Annotated in this window: 13 protein-coding genes and 1 tRNA gene; 8 read left to right on the plus strand and 6 right to left on the minus strand. The window is 73.2% G+C overall.

Features of this window, described 5'->3' with window-relative positions; genetic code table 11:
* Positions 1-67 precede the first annotated feature (67 nt).
* The 5 genes from HPT28_RS08995 to HPT28_RS09015 all read left to right on the plus strand — a co-directional run bounded on the left by HPT28_RS08995 (position 68) and on the right by HPT28_RS09015 (position 5,802).
* Positions 68-2,866: a nitrate- and nitrite sensing domain-containing protein gene (locus HPT28_RS08995; RefSeq protein ID WP_219090438.1), complete on the plus strand. Its 2,799-nt coding sequence runs from the start codon at positions 68-70 to the stop codon at positions 2,864-2,866.
* Entirely contained in the window at positions 2,863-3,351 is a 489-nt protein-coding gene (locus HPT28_RS09000; protein ID WP_219090439.1) for a roadblock/LC7 domain-containing protein, read from the plus strand. Before HPT28_RS08995 ends, HPT28_RS09000 begins: the two co-directional genes overlap by 4 nt.
* Positions 3,348-3,767: a DUF742 domain-containing protein gene (locus HPT28_RS09005; protein ID WP_219090440.1), complete on the plus strand. Its 420-nt coding sequence runs from the start codon at positions 3,348-3,350 to the stop codon at positions 3,765-3,767. Before HPT28_RS09000 ends, HPT28_RS09005 begins: the two co-directional genes overlap by 4 nt.
* 61 nt (positions 3,768-3,828) lie before the next feature.
* Positions 3,829-4,452: an ATP/GTP-binding protein gene (locus HPT28_RS09010; RefSeq protein ID WP_308119143.1), complete on the plus strand. Its 624-nt coding sequence runs from the start codon at positions 3,829-3,831 to the stop codon at positions 4,450-4,452.
* A 117-nt stretch (positions 4,453-4,569) separates the two neighbouring features.
* A complete protein-coding gene (locus tag HPT28_RS09015; protein ID WP_219090442.1) occupies positions 4,570-5,802 on the plus strand; it encodes a styrene monooxygenase/indole monooxygenase family protein in 1,233 nt (410 codons plus the stop codon).
* Here the strand turns inward: HPT28_RS09015 and HPT28_RS27605 are convergent.
* The 4 genes from HPT28_RS27605 to HPT28_RS09035 all read right to left on the minus strand — a co-directional run bounded on the left by HPT28_RS27605 (position 5,792) and on the right by HPT28_RS09035 (position 9,573).
* A complete protein-coding gene (locus HPT28_RS27605) occupies positions 5,792-7,345 on the minus strand; it encodes an NlpC/P60 family protein (RefSeq protein ID WP_308119139.1) in 1,554 nt (517 codons plus the stop codon). The two genes, HPT28_RS09015 and HPT28_RS27605, sit on opposite strands and share 11 nt — an antisense overlap.
* Positions 7,346-7,498: 153 nt before the next feature.
* Entirely contained in the window at positions 7,499-7,759 is a 261-nt protein-coding gene (locus HPT28_RS09025; RefSeq protein ID WP_219090443.1) for a hypothetical protein, read from the minus strand.
* 10 nt (positions 7,760-7,769) lie between these two features.
* The gene (locus HPT28_RS09030) at positions 7,770-8,483 is read right to left on the minus strand and encodes a TetR/AcrR family transcriptional regulator (protein WP_219090444.1); all 714 of its coding nucleotides are present in this window, start codon (positions 8,481-8,483) and stop codon (positions 7,770-7,772) included.
* A 145-nt stretch (positions 8,484-8,628) separates the two neighbouring features.
* Positions 8,629-9,573, minus strand: a complete 945-nt coding sequence (locus HPT28_RS09035; protein ID WP_219090445.1) for a diiron oxygenase — start codon at positions 9,571-9,573, stop codon at positions 8,629-8,631.
* A 262-nt stretch (positions 9,574-9,835) separates the two neighbouring features.
* On the opposite strand from HPT28_RS09035, the gene HPT28_RS09040 reads away from it, so the two are divergent.
* The 3 genes from HPT28_RS09040 to HPT28_RS09050 all read left to right on the plus strand — a co-directional run bounded on the left by HPT28_RS09040 (position 9,836) and on the right by HPT28_RS09050 (position 14,500).
* On the plus strand, positions 9,836-11,470 hold the full coding sequence (locus HPT28_RS09040) for a M28 family metallopeptidase (protein ID WP_219090446.1): 1,635 nt from the start codon (positions 9,836-9,838) through the stop codon (positions 11,468-11,470).
* Between the two features lie 217 nt (positions 11,471-11,687).
* Positions 11,688-14,351, plus strand: a complete 2,664-nt coding sequence (locus HPT28_RS27610) for a LuxR family transcriptional regulator (protein WP_219090447.1) — start codon at positions 11,688-11,690, stop codon at positions 14,349-14,351.
* A 77-nt stretch (positions 14,352-14,428) separates the two neighbouring features.
* Positions 14,429-14,500, plus strand: a tRNA-Arg gene (locus HPT28_RS09050).
* A gap of 211 nt (positions 14,501-14,711) precedes the next feature.
* Here the strand turns inward: HPT28_RS09050 and HPT28_RS09055 are convergent.
* Both HPT28_RS09055 and HPT28_RS09060 read right to left on the minus strand, forming a co-directional pair.
* Positions 14,712-16,091: a site-specific integrase gene (locus HPT28_RS09055; RefSeq protein ID WP_219090448.1), complete on the minus strand. Its 1,380-nt coding sequence runs from the start codon at positions 16,089-16,091 to the stop codon at positions 14,712-14,714.
* Positions 16,088-16,291, minus strand: a complete 204-nt coding sequence (locus HPT28_RS09060) for an AlpA family transcriptional regulator (RefSeq protein WP_219090449.1) — start codon at positions 16,289-16,291, stop codon at positions 16,088-16,090. The genes HPT28_RS09055 and HPT28_RS09060 overlap by 4 nt, the downstream gene beginning before the upstream one ends.
* Between the last annotated feature and the right edge of the window lie 707 nt (positions 16,292-16,998).

Genomic DNA, 16,998 nt, shown 5'->3' on the forward strand with positions numbered 1-16,998 from the left:
CCGCGCCGTAGGAGTCGCCGACCGGAGCCGTCCGGGCGGCGGAAGGAGAATGCGAGCACGGGTGGGGATGCAGCGACTTCGAGTCGGCCGCCGCGGTCGGCAGGCCGACGCCCAGGACGTCCCCGGACGCCGGGCCCGCGTGCGCAACCGACTGCTCGCCTCGGTGGCCCTGTGCACCGTGGCCGTGCTCGCCGCCGGGGTACCCAGTGTCGTCGCGGGAACCTCCGACGTGGCCGAGTCCCAGGAGCTGGTCGACCGGGCCGACGTGGCGCGCCGCGCCGTCTCCCTGGCCCACGCCGTCGCCGACGAGCGGGACGGCGTCGTCCGCACCCTCGCCGAGCGCGGCGCCGACAGCGCCCCCGAGGTGCCCGAGGCCGACGTACCGGAGTCCGGAGTTCCGGACCCGGGCGTCCAGGACCCCGGCCTCCCCGAGTCCACGGTGCCCGGCACCGGCGTCCCCGGAACCGTCGGCGCGACCGCCACCCCCGGGACGGCGGGTGGAACCGGTACGGCCGCCACCGTCGCGCACCCGGCCGCCCACACCACCACCGGCGACCGCTCGGAGGACGGACCCGACGCCGCCCAGCGCTCCCGTGTGGATCGCAAGGTCGCCGAGCTGCGCCCCGAACTGCCCGGCGACGTCAGGGCCCTGGTCGACCGTCTGCCCGAGCTGCGCCAGCAGGCCGAGGCGGCCACGGGCGGGGCCGAGGACGCGCAGGCCGCCTACTCCGGCTACACCGCCATCGTGATCGCCCTCGGCGGTGTCTCCGAGGACGCCGCCGGCGCGCTGCCCGCCCGGGCCCGTGACGACGTCGCCGCCGCCGGTACCGCCGTCGCGCTGCCGTACCTCGGCCGGGCCGTCGCCGAGGCCTCCGGCACCCGCGGACTGCTCCTCGGCGCCCTCACCGCGCAGGACGGCGACAGTCGCCTCGTCGCCACCGCCCAGGAGGCCCGCGTCCGCGAGCAGACGGCCCTCGCCGACTTCGAGCGCCACGCCCCCGACACCACCCGCGAGCGGTTCTCCAGCACCGTCAACGGCACCGACGTGACGACGGCGGAGACATACCTCGGCCGCCTGGCCGACCGGCCCCGGCTGGACGACGCCGAACTCGACGTCGACCAGGAGCGCGTGGCCTCCACGCTGACGGCCCGTGTCGACCGCATGCGCGGCCTGCACTCCTCGCTGGCGGGCGCCGAGGTCGCCCGTCTCGAGCAGCTCCGCGACGACGACGTCACCGCTCTCCAGCTGCGGTTCGCCCTGCTCGGTGCCGCTGTGCTGCTGGCCGCCGGGGTCAGCATCAGCACCGCGCGCTCCATGGCCCGTCCCCTGGCCGCCGTGCGGCGCGGCTCCCAGCGGGTGGCCGCCGATCCCGTCGCCGAGGAACCGGTGAGGTACACCGGGAGCAACGACGAGTTCGCGGACGTCGTACGCGCCGTCAACGCCCTGCGGGAGGCGGCGGTGGCGCTGGCGGAGCGGGCGGGGGCCGCCGAGGCCGACGCCGCCGAGCAGGCCGCCGCCCGGGACCGGCTCAGCGCGGAGCACCGGCGGCTGACCACCGAACAGGCGGCCCTCCGCGAGGAGCTGGACGGGCTGTCCAGCGCCGTCCACGGTACGTTCGTCCGGCTCGCCCTGCGCAGCCTCGGCCTCGTCGAACGGCAGCTCGCGCTGATCGAGTCCATGGAGGAGAAGGAGGACGAGCCCGGACGGCTGGCCACCCTCTTCAGGCTCGACCACATGGCCACCCGCATGCGTCGGCACGGCGAGAACCTGCTCCTCATGGCCGGCGCCGAGCACACGGCCTCGGGCCACCACCCGCAGCCGGTCTCCCTGCTGGACGTCCTCCGCGCCGCCGTCAGCGAGATCGAGCGCTACGAGCGGGTCGAACTGACGTCCCTGCCGCCGCACGCCCAGGTCGCCGGGCACGCGGCCGACGACGTCAGCCACCTCGTCGCCGAACTGCTGGACAACGCCACCTCCTTCTCGCCGCCCGACGCCGACGTCGAGCTCTCCGGCTGGCTGCTGGAGAACGGCGAGGTCATGCTCTCCGTCCAGGACACGGGCATCGGCATGGCCGCCGACCGCCTCGTGGAGCTCAACGAACTGCTCGGCGAGCCCGCGGACCGGCGTCCCCCGGCCCCGGAGGGGCGCGACGAGCTGGGCCTCGGGCTCTACGTCGTCGCCCGGCTCGCCGCCCGGCACGGCATCCGGGTGCAGCTGCGCGCCCAGCGGGAGGGCGGTATCACCGCCGTCGCGGTCCTGCCCAGCGCACTGCTGCCCGACCGCCCGGCGCCCGGCACCACCGGGACCGTCGAGGCAGGCACGGCGACGGCGACGGGCATGCCCGGCTCCGTCGCGGAGGCCAACTCCAACACGTTGCCCACCCGTCCCGGCCGCCGCTTCGCTCTCCGCAAGACGCAGCCGGAGCCGACGCCCGCGCCGGCGCCGGAGTCGACGCCGGAGCCCGATCCGACGCCCGCGCCGGAGCCGTCCGCGCCCGAGGGCGTCCGCCTGCCCGGGCAGGCGCACGAGCCGGACGAGCACGCCAGGGCGCAGGAGGAACCGCCGACGACCCGGCGGCTCACGGACAAGGGGCTGCCCAAGCGCACCCCGCACGTCAGCGCCCCGACGGCCGGGCCCGCCACCGGCGGTGCGGCCCGGAGCGGGGTGAACGCCGAGGAGCTGCGCAGACGGCTCGGCGGCTTCCAGCGCGGCGCCCGTGCGGGCCTGCGTGAGGCGGCGGCTCAACTCGCCGCCGACACACCGTCCGACGCCCCGCCCGAGCGGGACTCGGGCAGCGCACAGGAAACTTCCAGCGACCGCGCGGGGGCGGACGACATGGGTGGCACCGAGGAGGCACGTCAGTGAACGCGTCGACCACCGCGCACACACGCCGCAGCGAGGCGGACAACCTGCGCTGGCTACTGGCCAACCTGGTCGAGGAGGTGCCCGGCATCCGTTCGGTCGCCGTGGTCTCCTCCGACGGGCTGCTCCTGCTCTCCTCCGACCCGGGGCTGGCCACCGCGGGGAAGGACCCGGAGGGGCCGGGCACCGGGCCGAAGGGTTCGAGCGCAGACCTGGCCACGATCGTCTCCGGCGTCGGCTCGCTGACGACGGGTGCCGCGAAGCTCATGGAGGGCGGGACGGTCACCCAGACGATGGTGTCCATGGACGAGGGCGCGCTGTTCGTCATGTCCATCAGCGACGGTTCCCTGCTGGGCGCGTACGCGACCCCCGACTGCGACATGGACGTCGTCGGCTACCACATGGCCCTCTTCGTGGGGCGTGCCGGGCACGTGCTCACGCCCGAACTCCGCACCGAACTGCGCAAGTCGATGGAGCTGGACCAGTGACCTCCCATCTTCCCCTGCCCGTGCGGGGCGCGGTCGCCGACCGCAGGCCCGCCCGGGTCCGTCCCTACTCGCTCACCGGCGGCCGGACCCGGTTCGGACACGTCCTGCTGGTGGAGACCTTCGTCGCCGCCATCGAGGCCCCCGAGCCGCTGCGCGAGCTGCCGGGGCTGAGCCGCGAGGGTCTGCGTGACCGGGTGATGCCGGAGATGCGGGCGATCGTCGAGCTCTGCCGGCGCATGCGTACCGTCGCCGAGATCGCCGCCGTGCTCCGGATGCCGCTCGGCGTCGTCCGCGTCCTTCTCAGCGACCTGGCCGACCAGGGCCGTATCCGGGTCTACGGAACCGGCCGGGAGACGGCAGGGCGCCCCGACCGTGCACTACTGGAAAGGGTGTTGGGTGGACTTCGCAGGCTCTGACACCGCACCGACCGCTCGAACCGCCCCGGCGACGGACGCGGCGTCCCCGGCCGGGGCCGGTGTGCTGACCGGCCCCGCGCCCCTGCCCCCGGTGGAGCCCGCCGAGGAGCTCCGGGACTGGCAGCGGGACACCTCGCGCGCGCCCATAGCGACGAAGATCGTCGTGGCCGGTGGCTTCGGCGTCGGCAAGACGACGTTCGTCGGCGCCGTCTCCGAGATCGAGCCGCTCACCACCGAGGCGGTGATGACGCGGGCCAGCGAGCAGACCGACGACCTGGACGCCACCCCGGAGAAGACGACGACGACCGTCGCCATGGACTTCGGGCGCATCACGCTCGACGCCGACCTCGTGCTCTACCTCTTCGGCACGCCGGGCCAGCAGCGGTTCTGGTTCATGTGGGACGACATCGTGCGCGGCGCGATCGGCGCGATCGTCATGGCCGACACCCGCCGCCTGGACGACTGCTTCCCGGCGCTGGACTACTTCGAGAGCTGCGGCCTCCCCTACATCGTGGCCGTCAACCACTTCGAGGGCACGCACCGCCACGACGTCGCCGACGTGCGCGAGGCGCTGTCCGTGTCCGAGGACGTCCCTGTGGTGATCATGGACGCGCGGCGCACCGACAGCGTCGTCGAGTCCCTGTCCGCTCTCGTCGGCCACGCGGTGGACCTGACCCCCGCCTGACCCGCCACCGGGGTCCTCCCGCCACCGCCGGGCCCGTCCATCCGTCCGTCCACCAGCCAGCACGCCGGTCACCCCGGCGGTGCGACGCGCGCAAGAGTTACGAGGAGAGCTTCGATCATGCGCAGAATACTCATCGTGGGAGCCGGACAAGCCGGTCTCCAGCTCGCGCTCGGTCTGCAGGCGCAGGGCTACGACGTCACGGTCATGTCCAACCGGACCGCGGACGAGATCCGGGGCGGCCGGGTCATGTCCACCCAGTGCATGTTCGACCGCGCGCTCCAGCACGAGCGGGACACCCAGATCAACTTCTGGGAGAGCCAGGCTCCCCGCATCGAGGGCCTCGGCGTGTCGATCGCCGCGCCCGACGCCTCCCGTCCCGTCGACTGGCTCGGCCGTCTCGACGGCTACGCGCAGTCCGTGGACCAGCGGCTCAAGATGGCCGGCTGGCTCGAGACCTTCGCCCAGCGCGGCGGCCAGCTCGTCGTCCACGGCGCCGCCGTCTCCGACCTGGACTTCTTCGCCCGGACCTACGACCTCGTCCTCGTCGCCGCGGGCAAGGGCGAGCTCGTGTCGATGTTCGCCCGGGACGCCGCCCGTTCGCCCTACGACGCCCCGCAGCGCGCCCTGGCCGTCTCCTACGTCCACGGCCTCGGGCCGCGTCCGGAGCACCCGGAGACCGAGGCCGTGCGCTGCAACCTCGTCCCCGGCGTCGGCGAGCTGTTCGTCATGCCGTGTCTGACGACGTCCGGGCGCTGCGACATCCTGTTCTGGGAGGGGGTGCCCGGGGGCCCGCTCGACGTCTTCCAGGACGTCAAGGACCCGGCCGAGCACCTGGCGACCACGCTCGAACTGATGGAGAAGTTCCTCCCCTGGGAGTACGCGCGGGCCACGAACGTCGAGCTGACGGACGCGGGCGGCACGCTCGCCGGCCGCTACGCCCCCACCGTGCGCAAGCCCGTCGGACGGCTGCCCGGCGGCGGTGCCGTGCTGGGCGTCGCCGATGTCGTGGTCGCCAACGACCCGATCACCGGGCAGGGCTCCAACTCCGCCTCCAAGTGCGCCGCCTCCTACCTCGCCTCGATCGTCGAGCACGGTGACCGGCCGTTCGACGAGGAGTGGATGCAGGCCACCTTCGACCGCTACTGGGAGACGGCCCAGCACGTCACCAAGTGGACGAACGCCATGCTCGCCCCGCCGCCCGAGCACGTGGTGAACCTGCTGGGCGCGGCGGGGCAGCTCCAGCCCGTCGCCGACCGGTTCGCGAACGGCTTCAACGACCCGGCGGACTTCGAGGAATGGTTCTTCGATCCCGCCAAGGCGGAGGCCTACCTCGCCTCGGTCACCGGCTGACCGTGGCACCGGGGCCCTGCGCCGCCGAGGCCCCGGGCCGCGGCGTGGACGGGGTCCCGGGCCCCGGGACGGCCGAGGTGCCGGGCCCCGGCGCGGGGGACGACGAGGGCGCCCGCGCCGAGCCGTAGCCCGCGTCGGCGCCCTCGCCCGCCCCCGGCGGCAGCGGCGGCGGCGCGTACCGCGGCAGGGGGCGTCCGTCGGGGTCCGGGCGGACGGCGCCCAGCAGGGGGTTGGCCGCCACGGGGGAGACCTTGACGGCGGCCCCCGGGCGGGGCGCCTGCACCACCCGGCCGTCGCCGATGTACAGGGCGACGTGGGTCGCCTCGGCGAAGTACACCACCAGGTCCCCGGGACGCAGCTGGTCCAGCCCGACCCGGGGCAGCCGGCGCCACTGCTCCTGGCTCGTGCGCGGAATGGGACGCGCTGCTTCGGCCCAGGCCCAGGAGGTCAGGCCCGAGCAGTCGAACGCGGCCGGGCCCTCCGCGCCCCACCGGTACGGCTTGCCCACCTGCGCGAGCGCGTTCCGCACCGCGGCCGCCCCCGCCGCCGACGGAGCCCGGGCCGCGGCCTGCGTGTCCGAGCCCAGTTTCCCGTCGTCCAGCAGCTCGCGCTGGGCCCGCCGCACCTCGGCGCGCTCGCGCTCCCTGACGGCGGCCAGCTGGCTGTCGCTCAGCGAGGCCAGCAGGCGGGAGATGTCGTCCAGCCGGCCGAGGACCGCGTCCCGCCGCTCGGCCTCGTCCTCGGCCAGCCGCTCGCGCCGTTCCAGCGCGCGCCGGGCCCGCTCCGCCGTGCGCCGCAGCCGTCGCTCGCCCGCCGCGAGCCTGCGCACCGTGGCGGCCTGGCTCTGCGCGGCCTCGTCCAGGACGTGGCCGCGGTGGAAGGCGTCCTGTGGGGTGCGGCTGAGCAGCATCCCCAGATACGGGTCCAGCGCCACGCTGCCGCCCCGGTACTGCTCGCGGGCCAGCCGTCCGGCCGCCCGCCGCTGTGCGTCCAGATCCGCCCTGGCCCCGGTCAGCCGCTTCCGCAGCCGCTGCACCTTCTCCCGCTGCTCGCGCAGGGCCTCCTCGGCCGCGTTGTACTGCTCGGTCGCGGAGCCCGCCTCGCGGTACAGGGTGCGCAGTCGGCCCAGCAGCTCGCCCACGGACCGCCCGGCGGTCTCTCCGGTGCCCTCCGCGGCCTCGGGGTCCGCGACCTCGGGCGCGGCGTCCGGCGCCTCGCGCGGGCCGGGCGGCTCGTCCGGGGCCGGCCTCTCCGGGCTGTCCGGGGACGGGGGTCGGGGTGCGTCAGGGTGTCGGGGCGGGCCCGTCAGCCGCCCTCGCCACACCGGTACCGCAGGCTCCTCCGACGTCCCCGCGGCCGAGCCGCCGGGCGGGGTGGGGAGGATCCCCGCGACGGCGGGGAAGACGGCCGGACCGGACGGCGCGGTGAGGGCGAGCACCACGGCCGTGGCGGCGCCCAGCCCTCCGGCCCGACGTGCTCCGGCCCGACGTGCTCCGGCCCGACGTGCTCCGGCCCGACGTGCGGAGCGTCGTGTGGCTGACACCTCATCACCTCCGCACCCAGCAGAGGCGATACGGAGGTCGTACGGTCATATTGTCGCCGACGGCTAGGTCAACCGGCCCACCAGAAATCACCCCCTGGTGAGCACCGGGCCGCCGCCCGCGGCGGCGCCCGCCGTCCCCCGGCGCCGCCGCCCTCAGGTCCGCTTACCGCGCCAGGGCCAGTTCCGCGGGGGGCGCCCCTCCGGCTCGTGCACGTACCGCCAGCCGCGCGGCATCCCCAGGCGCGACGTCCCGGCCGGCTCCAGCCGGTAGACGTGGACGACCGGCGGGCCGCCCTCCGCGTCGGGCACCGGGATCTCGTACCACTTGGGCGGCCGGCCCGTCGGGCCCAGCAGCACGTCCAGGACCCGGCCGTCCATCGGGCCGCCCACGAACACCGTCTTCTCGCTTCTCACCCGGCCAGTGTCACAGCAGCGACTCTCCGACGCTCAGGACGGGCACCAGCCGCCGGAACAGCTCCCCGGCCGGGCCCTCGCGCTCCTCGGTCGCCACCGCCGTCGCGACCGCGAGCGCGGACTCCTCGTCCCGGGTCGCGGTCACCAGGAGCTGGGCGACGAACTGCTCGACCATCCAGGCCGTCAGCTCCTCGCGCGGCGGCACCCGGCCCTCGTCCAGCCAGATCAGCGAGGCCGCCTCCACGGCCGCGATCCACGTCCGCACCGCCATCCGCAGCCGGGTCCCGGGCTCCGGGACCTCCAGATGCCTGAGGATCTCCTCGGCAGCGGCTCTGCGGACCTCGTCCACGATGGCGTTCGTCCGCGAGGTCTCCGCCACGCTGCCGCCCGCCAGCAGCGCCGTGAACCCGGCGTCGTGCTGCTCGACGAAGGCCAGGTAGCGGTCCAGCACGCGCAGCAGCCGCTCGGTCATGGGTCCGGCCGTCGGCTCGTCGAAGCAGGCCTCCAGGGCGTCGGCGGCCTGGCGCAGCGCGGCCTCGTACAACTGCTGCTTGCCGCCGGGGAAGTAGCGGTAGACGAGCGGCCTCGACACGCCCGCCGCGGCGGCCACGTCGTCCAGGGTGATCTCTTCGGGCGGGCGGTGTGCGAACAGGCCGAGCGCCGTCGAGATGAGCTGGGCCCGCCGCTGTTCCACGCTGAGTCGTCGGTACGCGGGGGCGGTCATGCCCAGCAGGGTAACGGGGGGCCGGACGAACCGCTCCGGGCAGGTGCGCACCGGGCGCGGGGGCGGACCGCGCCCGGCCGGTCGGCGACGTGGGGCAGGGGGCGCGGAGCAGGCGGAACGCCCTGCCCGGGCGTTCGCGGAGGCGTCAGGGGGCGAGCAGGCCGGAGCTGATCCAGAGCCGGCGGCCCACGCCGCGCAGCACGCCGACCTCGTCGAGGAAGTCCGTCAGCCGCCTGGCGCCCGTCTGCATGACCTCGCGCCGGTGCGCGCTCGCCCGTACCTGGGCGAGGGCCTCCCGCCGGTCGAGTCCGGCGTCCGTGTAGACCTGCGGGTTGACGAAGGCGACGGAGAAGACGCGGGCCGCCTCACCGGCGCTGAGGCGGGTGAGCGCCTGCTCCCAGCGCGGTGCGGACACCATCTGCCGCCGCAGCTCCTCCCGCGCGTAGCGCACGTGCCGGGCCTCCTCCACGACGTGGATGCGCGTGATGCCGCGCACGAGCGGCTGCACCCGCTCGTCGGGGAAGGTGAGGCGCTGCATCCAGTCCAGGATCTCCTCGCCCAGGAGGGTGCAGGCGAACGAGCCGGGCGTGGTCGAGACCGTCTTCAGGACGCGGGCCAGGTTGTGGTTGAACCGGCTGACCGGGTACGGGTTCGAGCCGCCCAGGTTGATCAGCCGCCCGAACATCAGCGAGTGCCGGCACTCGTCGGCGATCTCCGTCAGCGCATAGCGCACGTGGCTGCTGGTGAGCGGCTTGTCGTAGATGTGCCGGACGAGGAGCTGCATGAGGATGATCTCGAACCAGATGCCCAGCGAGGCCAGCGAGGCCGCCTCGAGCCGGGCCAGGTCCATCCGCTGCTCCTCGGACATCCGGCGCCACAGGGGCGTGTCGTAGAGGGACACCAGCTCGGGCGGCCAGAACCACTTGCCCTCCTCGAAGGGCGCGTCCCAGTCCAGCTCCACGTCCGGGTCGAAGGAGTGCTTCCGGGACGCCTCCAGCAGGCGTTCGGCCACCTCCTCGCGGTCCTTGAGCCGACCGAGTGCGTCGCGCAGGAGGGGGTGGTCGGTACCGAGTTCGGAGGCTGTGGTCATGGCTGCACCTCACTGCGGGTCTGGGCACGGCGGAGCGTTACCACCGGTCACATCGGCGACCCTTTTATGAGACTGCCTGTCAGCAAGTGCGTCAATCCCCCGGACCCGACTCTTTGCGCGACTCCGCCGTTCCGCAGGACGACAAGGGTTCTCCCCGATTCCGCCGCCCGCTTCCCTCCCTACGCTCGCTGGCCACGGCCACCCCCCGGCCGACGCCCTGCCCGCAGGCGGCAGGAGCGAGACCATCGGAAAGGAGGACGAGATGCTGAGACGCTTGACGGCCCCGGTCGTCACCCTGGCCCTCGCCGCGACTCTGCCGATATCCGGCCTGGTCACCACCGGAAGCGCGAGTGCGGCACCACGGCAGGCCCCCACCACCGCGACGACGGCGGCCGCGCCCGACATCTCGCTCGACAAAGTCAAGGAACACCTCTCCGCGTTCCAGGACATCGCCGACCAGCACGGCGGCAACCGGGCCCACGGCACCCCCGGTTACCAGGCCTCCGTCGACTACGTCCAGGCCGAACTGGACGCTGCCGGTTTCGAGACCCGCGTGCAGTCGTTCACGTACTACGGCAAGACCGGCTACAACCTCATCGCCGACTGGCCCGGCGGCGACCCCGACGACGTCCTCATGGTCGGCGGCCACCTCGACGGCGTCAGCTCCGGCGCCGGCATCAACGACAACGGCTCCGGCTCGGCCGCCATCCTCGAAGTCGCGCTGGAGGTCGCCCGCAACGACTACCAGCCCGACAAGCACCTGCGGTTCGCCTGGTGGGGCGCCGAGGAGCTCGGCCTGATCGGCTCCAGCCACTACGTCGACAGCCTCTCCGCCGCCGACCAGGCACGGATCAGCGGCTACTACAACTTCGACATGGTCGGCTCGCCCAACCCCGGCTACTTCATCTACGACGGCGACGACTCCGACGGCGTCGGCGCCGGACCCGGCCCCGACGGCTCCGCCTACCTGGAGACCGTCCTGGAGGACTACTTCACCTCCATCGACTGGCCCACCCGCGGCACCGACTTCAGCGGACGCAGCGACTACGGCCCGTTCATCGAGGTCGGCATCGCGGCCGGCGGCACCTTCACCGGCGCCGAGGGCCGCAAGACCCAGGCCGAGGCGCAGCTGTGGGGCGGCACCGCCGGGCGCGCCTACGACCCCTGCTACCACTCCTCCTGCGACGGCCTCGCCAACCTCGACGACGGCGCGCTCAACCGCAACGCCGACGCCATCGCCTACGCCGTCTGGACGGTCGCCGGCGAGCAGACGGCCGACGACTTCTCGGTGAGCGTCTCGCCGACCTCGGGCACCGTGGACGCCGGCGCATCGGCCACGGCCACCGTCGCCACCCAGACCACGCGCGGCACCGCCCAGCAGGTCCAACTCGCCGCCTCCGGGCTGCCGGAGGGCGTCACCGCCACGTTCAGCCCCGCCACCGTCACCTCCGGTGAGTCCGCCACGCTGACCCTCACGGCCGCGGAGTCGGCGCCGTCCGGCACCCACCCCGTCACCGTGACCGGCACCGGCACGCAGACCTCGGACACCGCGACCTACACCCTGACCGTCAACGGCACCTCCTCCTGCGGCGGCCACGACAACACCCGCACCGGAACCCTCTCCGGCCGGGGCGACGCCGACTACCAGCCCGACGGAAGCTACTTCCACACCCCCACCTCGGGCACGCACCGCGCCTGCCTGGACGGCCCCGACGGCGTCGACTTCGACCTCTACCTGCAGAAGTGGAACGGCTTCGGATGGTCCAACGTCGACAGCGGCACGAGCTCCGGGCCCGACGAGTCGATCTCCTACTCCGGCACCTCCGGCTACTACCGCTACCGGGTCTACGCCTACTCCGGCAGCGGCTCCTACACCCTGGGCTACGACACGCCCTGAGCACGCCCTGAGCATGCCCCGAGCCTCTGGGCACGCCCCGACGTGCTGAGCGGCCGACGGTCACCGCTCCACCGCCGCCCGGCCGGACCCACCCGGCCGGGCGGCACCGTCGCCGTCCGGAGCCGGCGCCCGAAGCCGCCCCCGAGCCGCCGTCCAAAAGCCGTCACACCCGTGCCGTTGAGGCCCGGCGCGCCACGTCGCTAAGGTCGGTGCGACCGTGCACGCGCCCGGGGGAGCCATCGACGACCACGCAGGAAGACCGGCCGATGACCTCACTCCATCAGCGCCACCGCTGGTGGGGCGCTCCGCGCTGCTCCGCGCCGTCGAGACGCGCCTCGCCGCCGGCGGCAGCGTCGTCCTCACCGGCCCCGCGGGCATCGGCAAGACCGCGCTCCTCGCCACGCTCGCCACCGCCGCCCGCACCCGCGGCGAGAACGTCCTGCGCGTCACCGTCCCCCGCAGGCCCCCGCCCCGCACACCGCAACCGCCCCCCGACACCCCCACCCTCCTCCTCGTCGACGACGCCCAGTGGCTCCACCCCCGAGCCGTCGAGGCCGTGCGGCGCACCCTGGCACGCGCGTCCGGCCGCCTGCCCCCGGCCCCCGTCCGCGCCGTCGTCGCCGGCCGCTGGACACCCCGCCTCCCCACCGACGTCGCGCCCGACGCCGCCCCCTGGCGGCCCGCCCCGGACGCCGTCGAGCTCCCCGTGCCCCCGCTCAGTCCCGAGGGCGTCGCCCGACTCCTCGACCCGCACGGCCTCCCCGTCCGGCTCACCAACAAGCTCCACGCCGACTCCGGCGGCAACCCCCGCCTCGCCCTCGCCCTCGCCGCCGCCTACGCGGACCGCGTCCCCCGCCCGGGTCGACCCGCGCCCCTCCCGCCCGAGGTCGCCGCCCTTCTCACCGAACGCCTCGCGACCCTGCCCGACGCCGTCCGCGACACCCTGCTCGCCGCGGCCCTCGCCGATCCGCCCACGCTCCCGCTGCTCCTCCGCACCGGCCGCCCCGCCGCCGACGACCACATCGCCCGCGCCGCCACCGCCGGGCTCCTGCTCACCGACGGCGACACCATCCGCTTCACCCCGCCCGCCGCCGCCGACGTCATCGCCGCCCAGGCCGGTGCCGCCCGCCGCGCCGCCCTCCACATCACCCTCGCCGCCGCCACCACCGACCCCGCCGCCCGCGCCCGGCACCAGGCCCTCGCCGCCACCGACCCCGACGCCGCCCTCGCCCACCGTCTCACCCGGGCCGCCGGCACAGCCCGCCGCAAGGGCGACCACCGCGCCGCCGCCGAGCTGTACCTCCTCGCCGCCGAACGCACCCCCGCAGCCCCGTTGGCCCGCGAAGCCGACCGCCTCGACCGCCTCCTCGCCGCAGCCCGCTCCGGCGCCACCGCCGCCCACGGCGCCGTCGTCCACCGTGCCGCCGACGCCGTCCTGCGCACCGACGCCCCACCCGCCGCCCGCGTCGCCGTCCGGCTCGCCCTCCTCGACCTCGCCGGCCAGGGATTCGGCGACATGGACGAGACCTTCGCCGCCGCCCTCCTCGACGCGGCGGACCACCCCGCCCACCTGGCCCGCGTCCGCCTGCGCCTGGCCTGGTCCGCCCTCCTGGACGGCAAGCCCCTGCGCGCCGAGACCGAGGCCGACCGCACCGTCCGCCACGCCCGCGCCGCCGCCGACCCCGCCATCGAGGCCATGGCCCTCGCCGTCAAGGCCACCGTCGCCCGAGCCACCGGACGCAGCGACCACCAGGCCCACCTCGACCACGCCCTGCGCCTGCCCCACCGCGCCCCCGACGGCTGGCTGCACAGGACGCCGCGCTTCCTCGCCGCCCGCTTCGCCGCCGCCGACGACCGCCTCCACGAGGCCCGCGAAGCCCTGCTCCGGATGCTCGCCGAGGTCGGCCACGGCACCGGCGAGGAGACCGTCGCCGTCCTGTCCGCCCTCGCCGAGACCTGCGCCGCCCTCGGCCACTGCCGCGAAGCCCTCGACTACGCCGACCGTGCCGTCCACCTCACCCGCGAAGCCGGGTACAGCCCCGGCCCGGCCTGGTACGGCGCCGCCGTCGCCGAACTCGCCGGCGGCGACCTCACCCGTGCCGCGGCCTACGCCGACCGCGGCGTCCTCGCCTCCGAGCAGGAACGCGACATCCCCCACCTCGCCCGCCACCTGCACGCCCTCGGCCAGGCACGCCTGCGCACCGGGAACCTCCGCGGCGGCGTCGCCGCCCTCCACCGCCTGAAGGACCTCCACCAGGCCCGGGGCATCGACTCCCCCCACACCCTGCGCTGGCACGCCGACCTCGCCTCCGGCCTCGTCGCCCTCGGTGACCTCACCGCCGCCACCGAGCTCATCCACGCCACCCGCGCCACCCTCACCGCCCACGGCAACCCCGGCGGCGTCGAGGCCCGCCTCGACCGCGCCGAGGCCGCCCTCCACGCCGCCCAGGGCGAGCCCGACACCGCCCTGGCCCTCCTCGACGCCGCCACCGCCCGCTTCGCCGCCCTCGGCCAACCGCTCGAACACGGCCACTGCCTCCTCGAGCGCGCCCGCGTCGAACGCCGCCGCCGACGCCACGCCGCCGCCCGCGCCGCCACCGCCGAGGCCCTCGCCCTCTTCACCCGCCACGCCGCCCGCCCCTGGCGCGCCCAGGCCGACCGCCACCTCACCCACCCCGACGACGGCACCGTCCTCACCGTCAGCGAGGAACGCATCGCCGCCCTCGTCGTCGGGGGCGCCACCAACCAGGAGGTCGCCGCCCGCATGTTCCTCAGCGTCAAGACGATCGAGGCATCCCTGACCCGCATCTACCGCAAGCTCGGCATCCGCTCCCGCACCCAGCTCAGCACCCTCCTCCACACCACCCACCCCGGCACCTGACCCCGCCAGCCGAAACGGGTTCCTGACCACTCCCGCCGAGCTGGTAAGGTTTCACCCGTCGCCGCAACACGCGGCAAGCCCCCGTAGCTCAGGGGATAGAGCAACGGCCTCCGGAGCCGTGTGCGCAGGTTCGAATCCTGCCGGGGGTACTGCAGGTCAGGTACCTAAATAGCCCTCTGATCAGGCAATCTGCGTGATCAGAGGGCTTGCAGTTATCTGCAGCTGTGAGCAGGCAAATGCAGCCCCAGGACAGCCGCTGCGGGATATACGCGGGATCGGACATTGGCCGACCATTGTGGCGAGTCGGTACATAAGAAGCACCCCGAGGTGGTCACCTCGGGGTGCTTAGTGTGATGATTGTCACGCGTATTCGAGTAGCAGCTTCTCGATCCGCTGGTTCGCGACGACGTGCCTCCCGTGGAGGCATTTCGCGTAGCGGGCGAGCAGAACCTCCACCGTGTTCCCGGCCCGCTCGGCGACTTCCGTCGGGTCCACCCCAGCGTTCAGCCACGTCGACAGAGCCGAGTGGCGTAGATCGTAAGGGCAATCGGCCAGGGGGCTTGCAGCGAGAGCCGGGGGAAGCGCGAACTCACGAGCCTCGCCCCAGGCCCGCGAGTAGGTGGATGAGCCTACGAGGCCACCCCGCTCGTTGAAGAACAACCGGCCGTCATCGGCGGTACCGAACGTGTCGATACTCTCGCGCCACATGGCCACCAGGACCGGGGGAAGCGGAGTAGGGCGCACCTCTTCCGGGTCTCGGTTCTTCAACCCACGGTCGTCGTGAACCGCTCCCGTCTTGGTCCACTTCTTGCCTGCCGTCGGCCGCGTCCGATGTAGGTTGGCCAGCCCCCAGCCTTCCTTCGGCAAGTGGCAATCCTGCACGGCGACACCGACGGCTTCCGCCGGCCTCATTCCGGCGTAGTACATGCCAGCGAACATCCCGACCAGGCGTCGGCCCCTGGCGCGTCCGTAGCCGCCCACGTACGACACAGCGCCGAGCAGATTCGCCGCCTGCAGCGGGTTCGCTACGACGCGGGGATCGACAGGAACGATTCTTGGCGGCTTCCTGAAGGAGACGCCGTAAACCGGATTCTCGTCGAATTCCCCCAGTTCTTTGGCGTAGTTGAGAGCATTGACGAGCACCTTACGCTTCCGCTTGAAGGTCTCGCTGCTCGCTGCTTCGCCGTTGAGTTTGAGTTTCAGGGCCTCAAGAACACCGCGCATCACCGCGGGTTTCCTCAGATCGGCGAGTGGCGGGGAGTTCTTTGCGAGCCAGTCAATAACGGCCCTGGCCTCCGGGGGTACGTCACGTTCATCCGGGCCGGGAAGGACGAACGCCCAGTCGCGTAGTGCTCGCTGCATGGCGTCATCCGTCGGCCGCCCAGAGCGTGCAGGCGCAAGGGCCTTGGTAACCCCCGTCAGCGCTTCATTGATCTCATCCCGGTAGTTGGGCGCGGCGTGGGGCCACTTTATCCCCAAGTATTTCTGGGCAAACGCATACCAGGTAAGAAGCGGCCCCTGTTCCTCCATGGAGGCAGGCAGGCCGGTGACTGTATCGAACCGCTCCCCGTTTTCCTGTGCCATAAGGAGCTGAGCGCGCAGCTTGTCCGCAAGGCCCTTCGTCCGACGGGACCGGGAGATTTCCCGACCTGCCACGGTCCAACGAACCTCGTACGTGTCCTTACCCTGGCGGGTCTTCTTCGCCCTGACGCCCCATATTCGGACGTCTGTGGTTTTCAAGCCGCGACTTCCTCTCTCTCATTCAGCCACTCGTGAAAGGCGCTGCGCCTGACGCGCAATTCGCCGTTCGGAAGCTTAAGCACAGTCGGCCCGGTGCCCATCTCCCGCCATCGATAGAAGGTCCGGCGGGAAATACCATTCAACTCCGCGAGCACTTCCGACACCGTCATAAGTTCGTCGTTCCTACTCAACCTGGTCATGAGCTACGCACCGCAAGAGGAGGTGAGCGTCCACGATCCACTGGAACGCGGACCAGTAAAGCCAAGACTGGTCCGCTGCTCGCGGCTGATGTGTCCCCTGTAATGCATGCACGGCTCCTTGCAGAGTGAGCGTCGCCACGCGGCAGAGCCGGGCTGGCGCTTACCGTTCACGCCAAGAGTGGGCTAGGTACATGCGCCCAAGGCCCTGCGAGCATGTGCCGAAGGGGGTGACGAACATAGAACCTGCCCGCCCGGAAGCCACCGCCAAGTGTCGGCGCGAACGTCATCAATACTCCGAACGATCGCCGGTTTGGCTAACCGGCGATCGTCGGCTATGTTCCGCTCGCGCCCGACGGTGGTCAGCCTCCAGTTGCCTGCCCGGGAGATCGCTGGATCGGCTTCGCACCTGCCGCGTTGAGCGCGCCCGGGTGATTCGGGCAGGCGTGGTTAAACAGGACGGTTCGGAGTGCATGCATAGACAGAAAAGACTCCTCATCAGGTCACCGGCGGGTCGGTTATAGACCTCTGTGCTTCCGGGGTGTTGTACGTTGACATAGCCTCGGAAGGGGTTCCAGTCTTTTCAGGATCTTTCTCGTCTGCCGTGGGCGAATGCCGAATCCAGGGAAGGAACGGGAAGTGCACGGGGTTGTTCCTCCACGGTCGTGCTGCCCTGAGTCGAACTCGGAAGGCGTCGAACCTCTTACGGC

The sequence above is a fragment of the Streptomyces sp. JJ38 genome (assembly GCF_019303475.1).
Classification (GTDB): domain Bacteria; phylum Actinomycetota; class Actinomycetes; order Streptomycetales; family Streptomycetaceae; genus Streptomyces.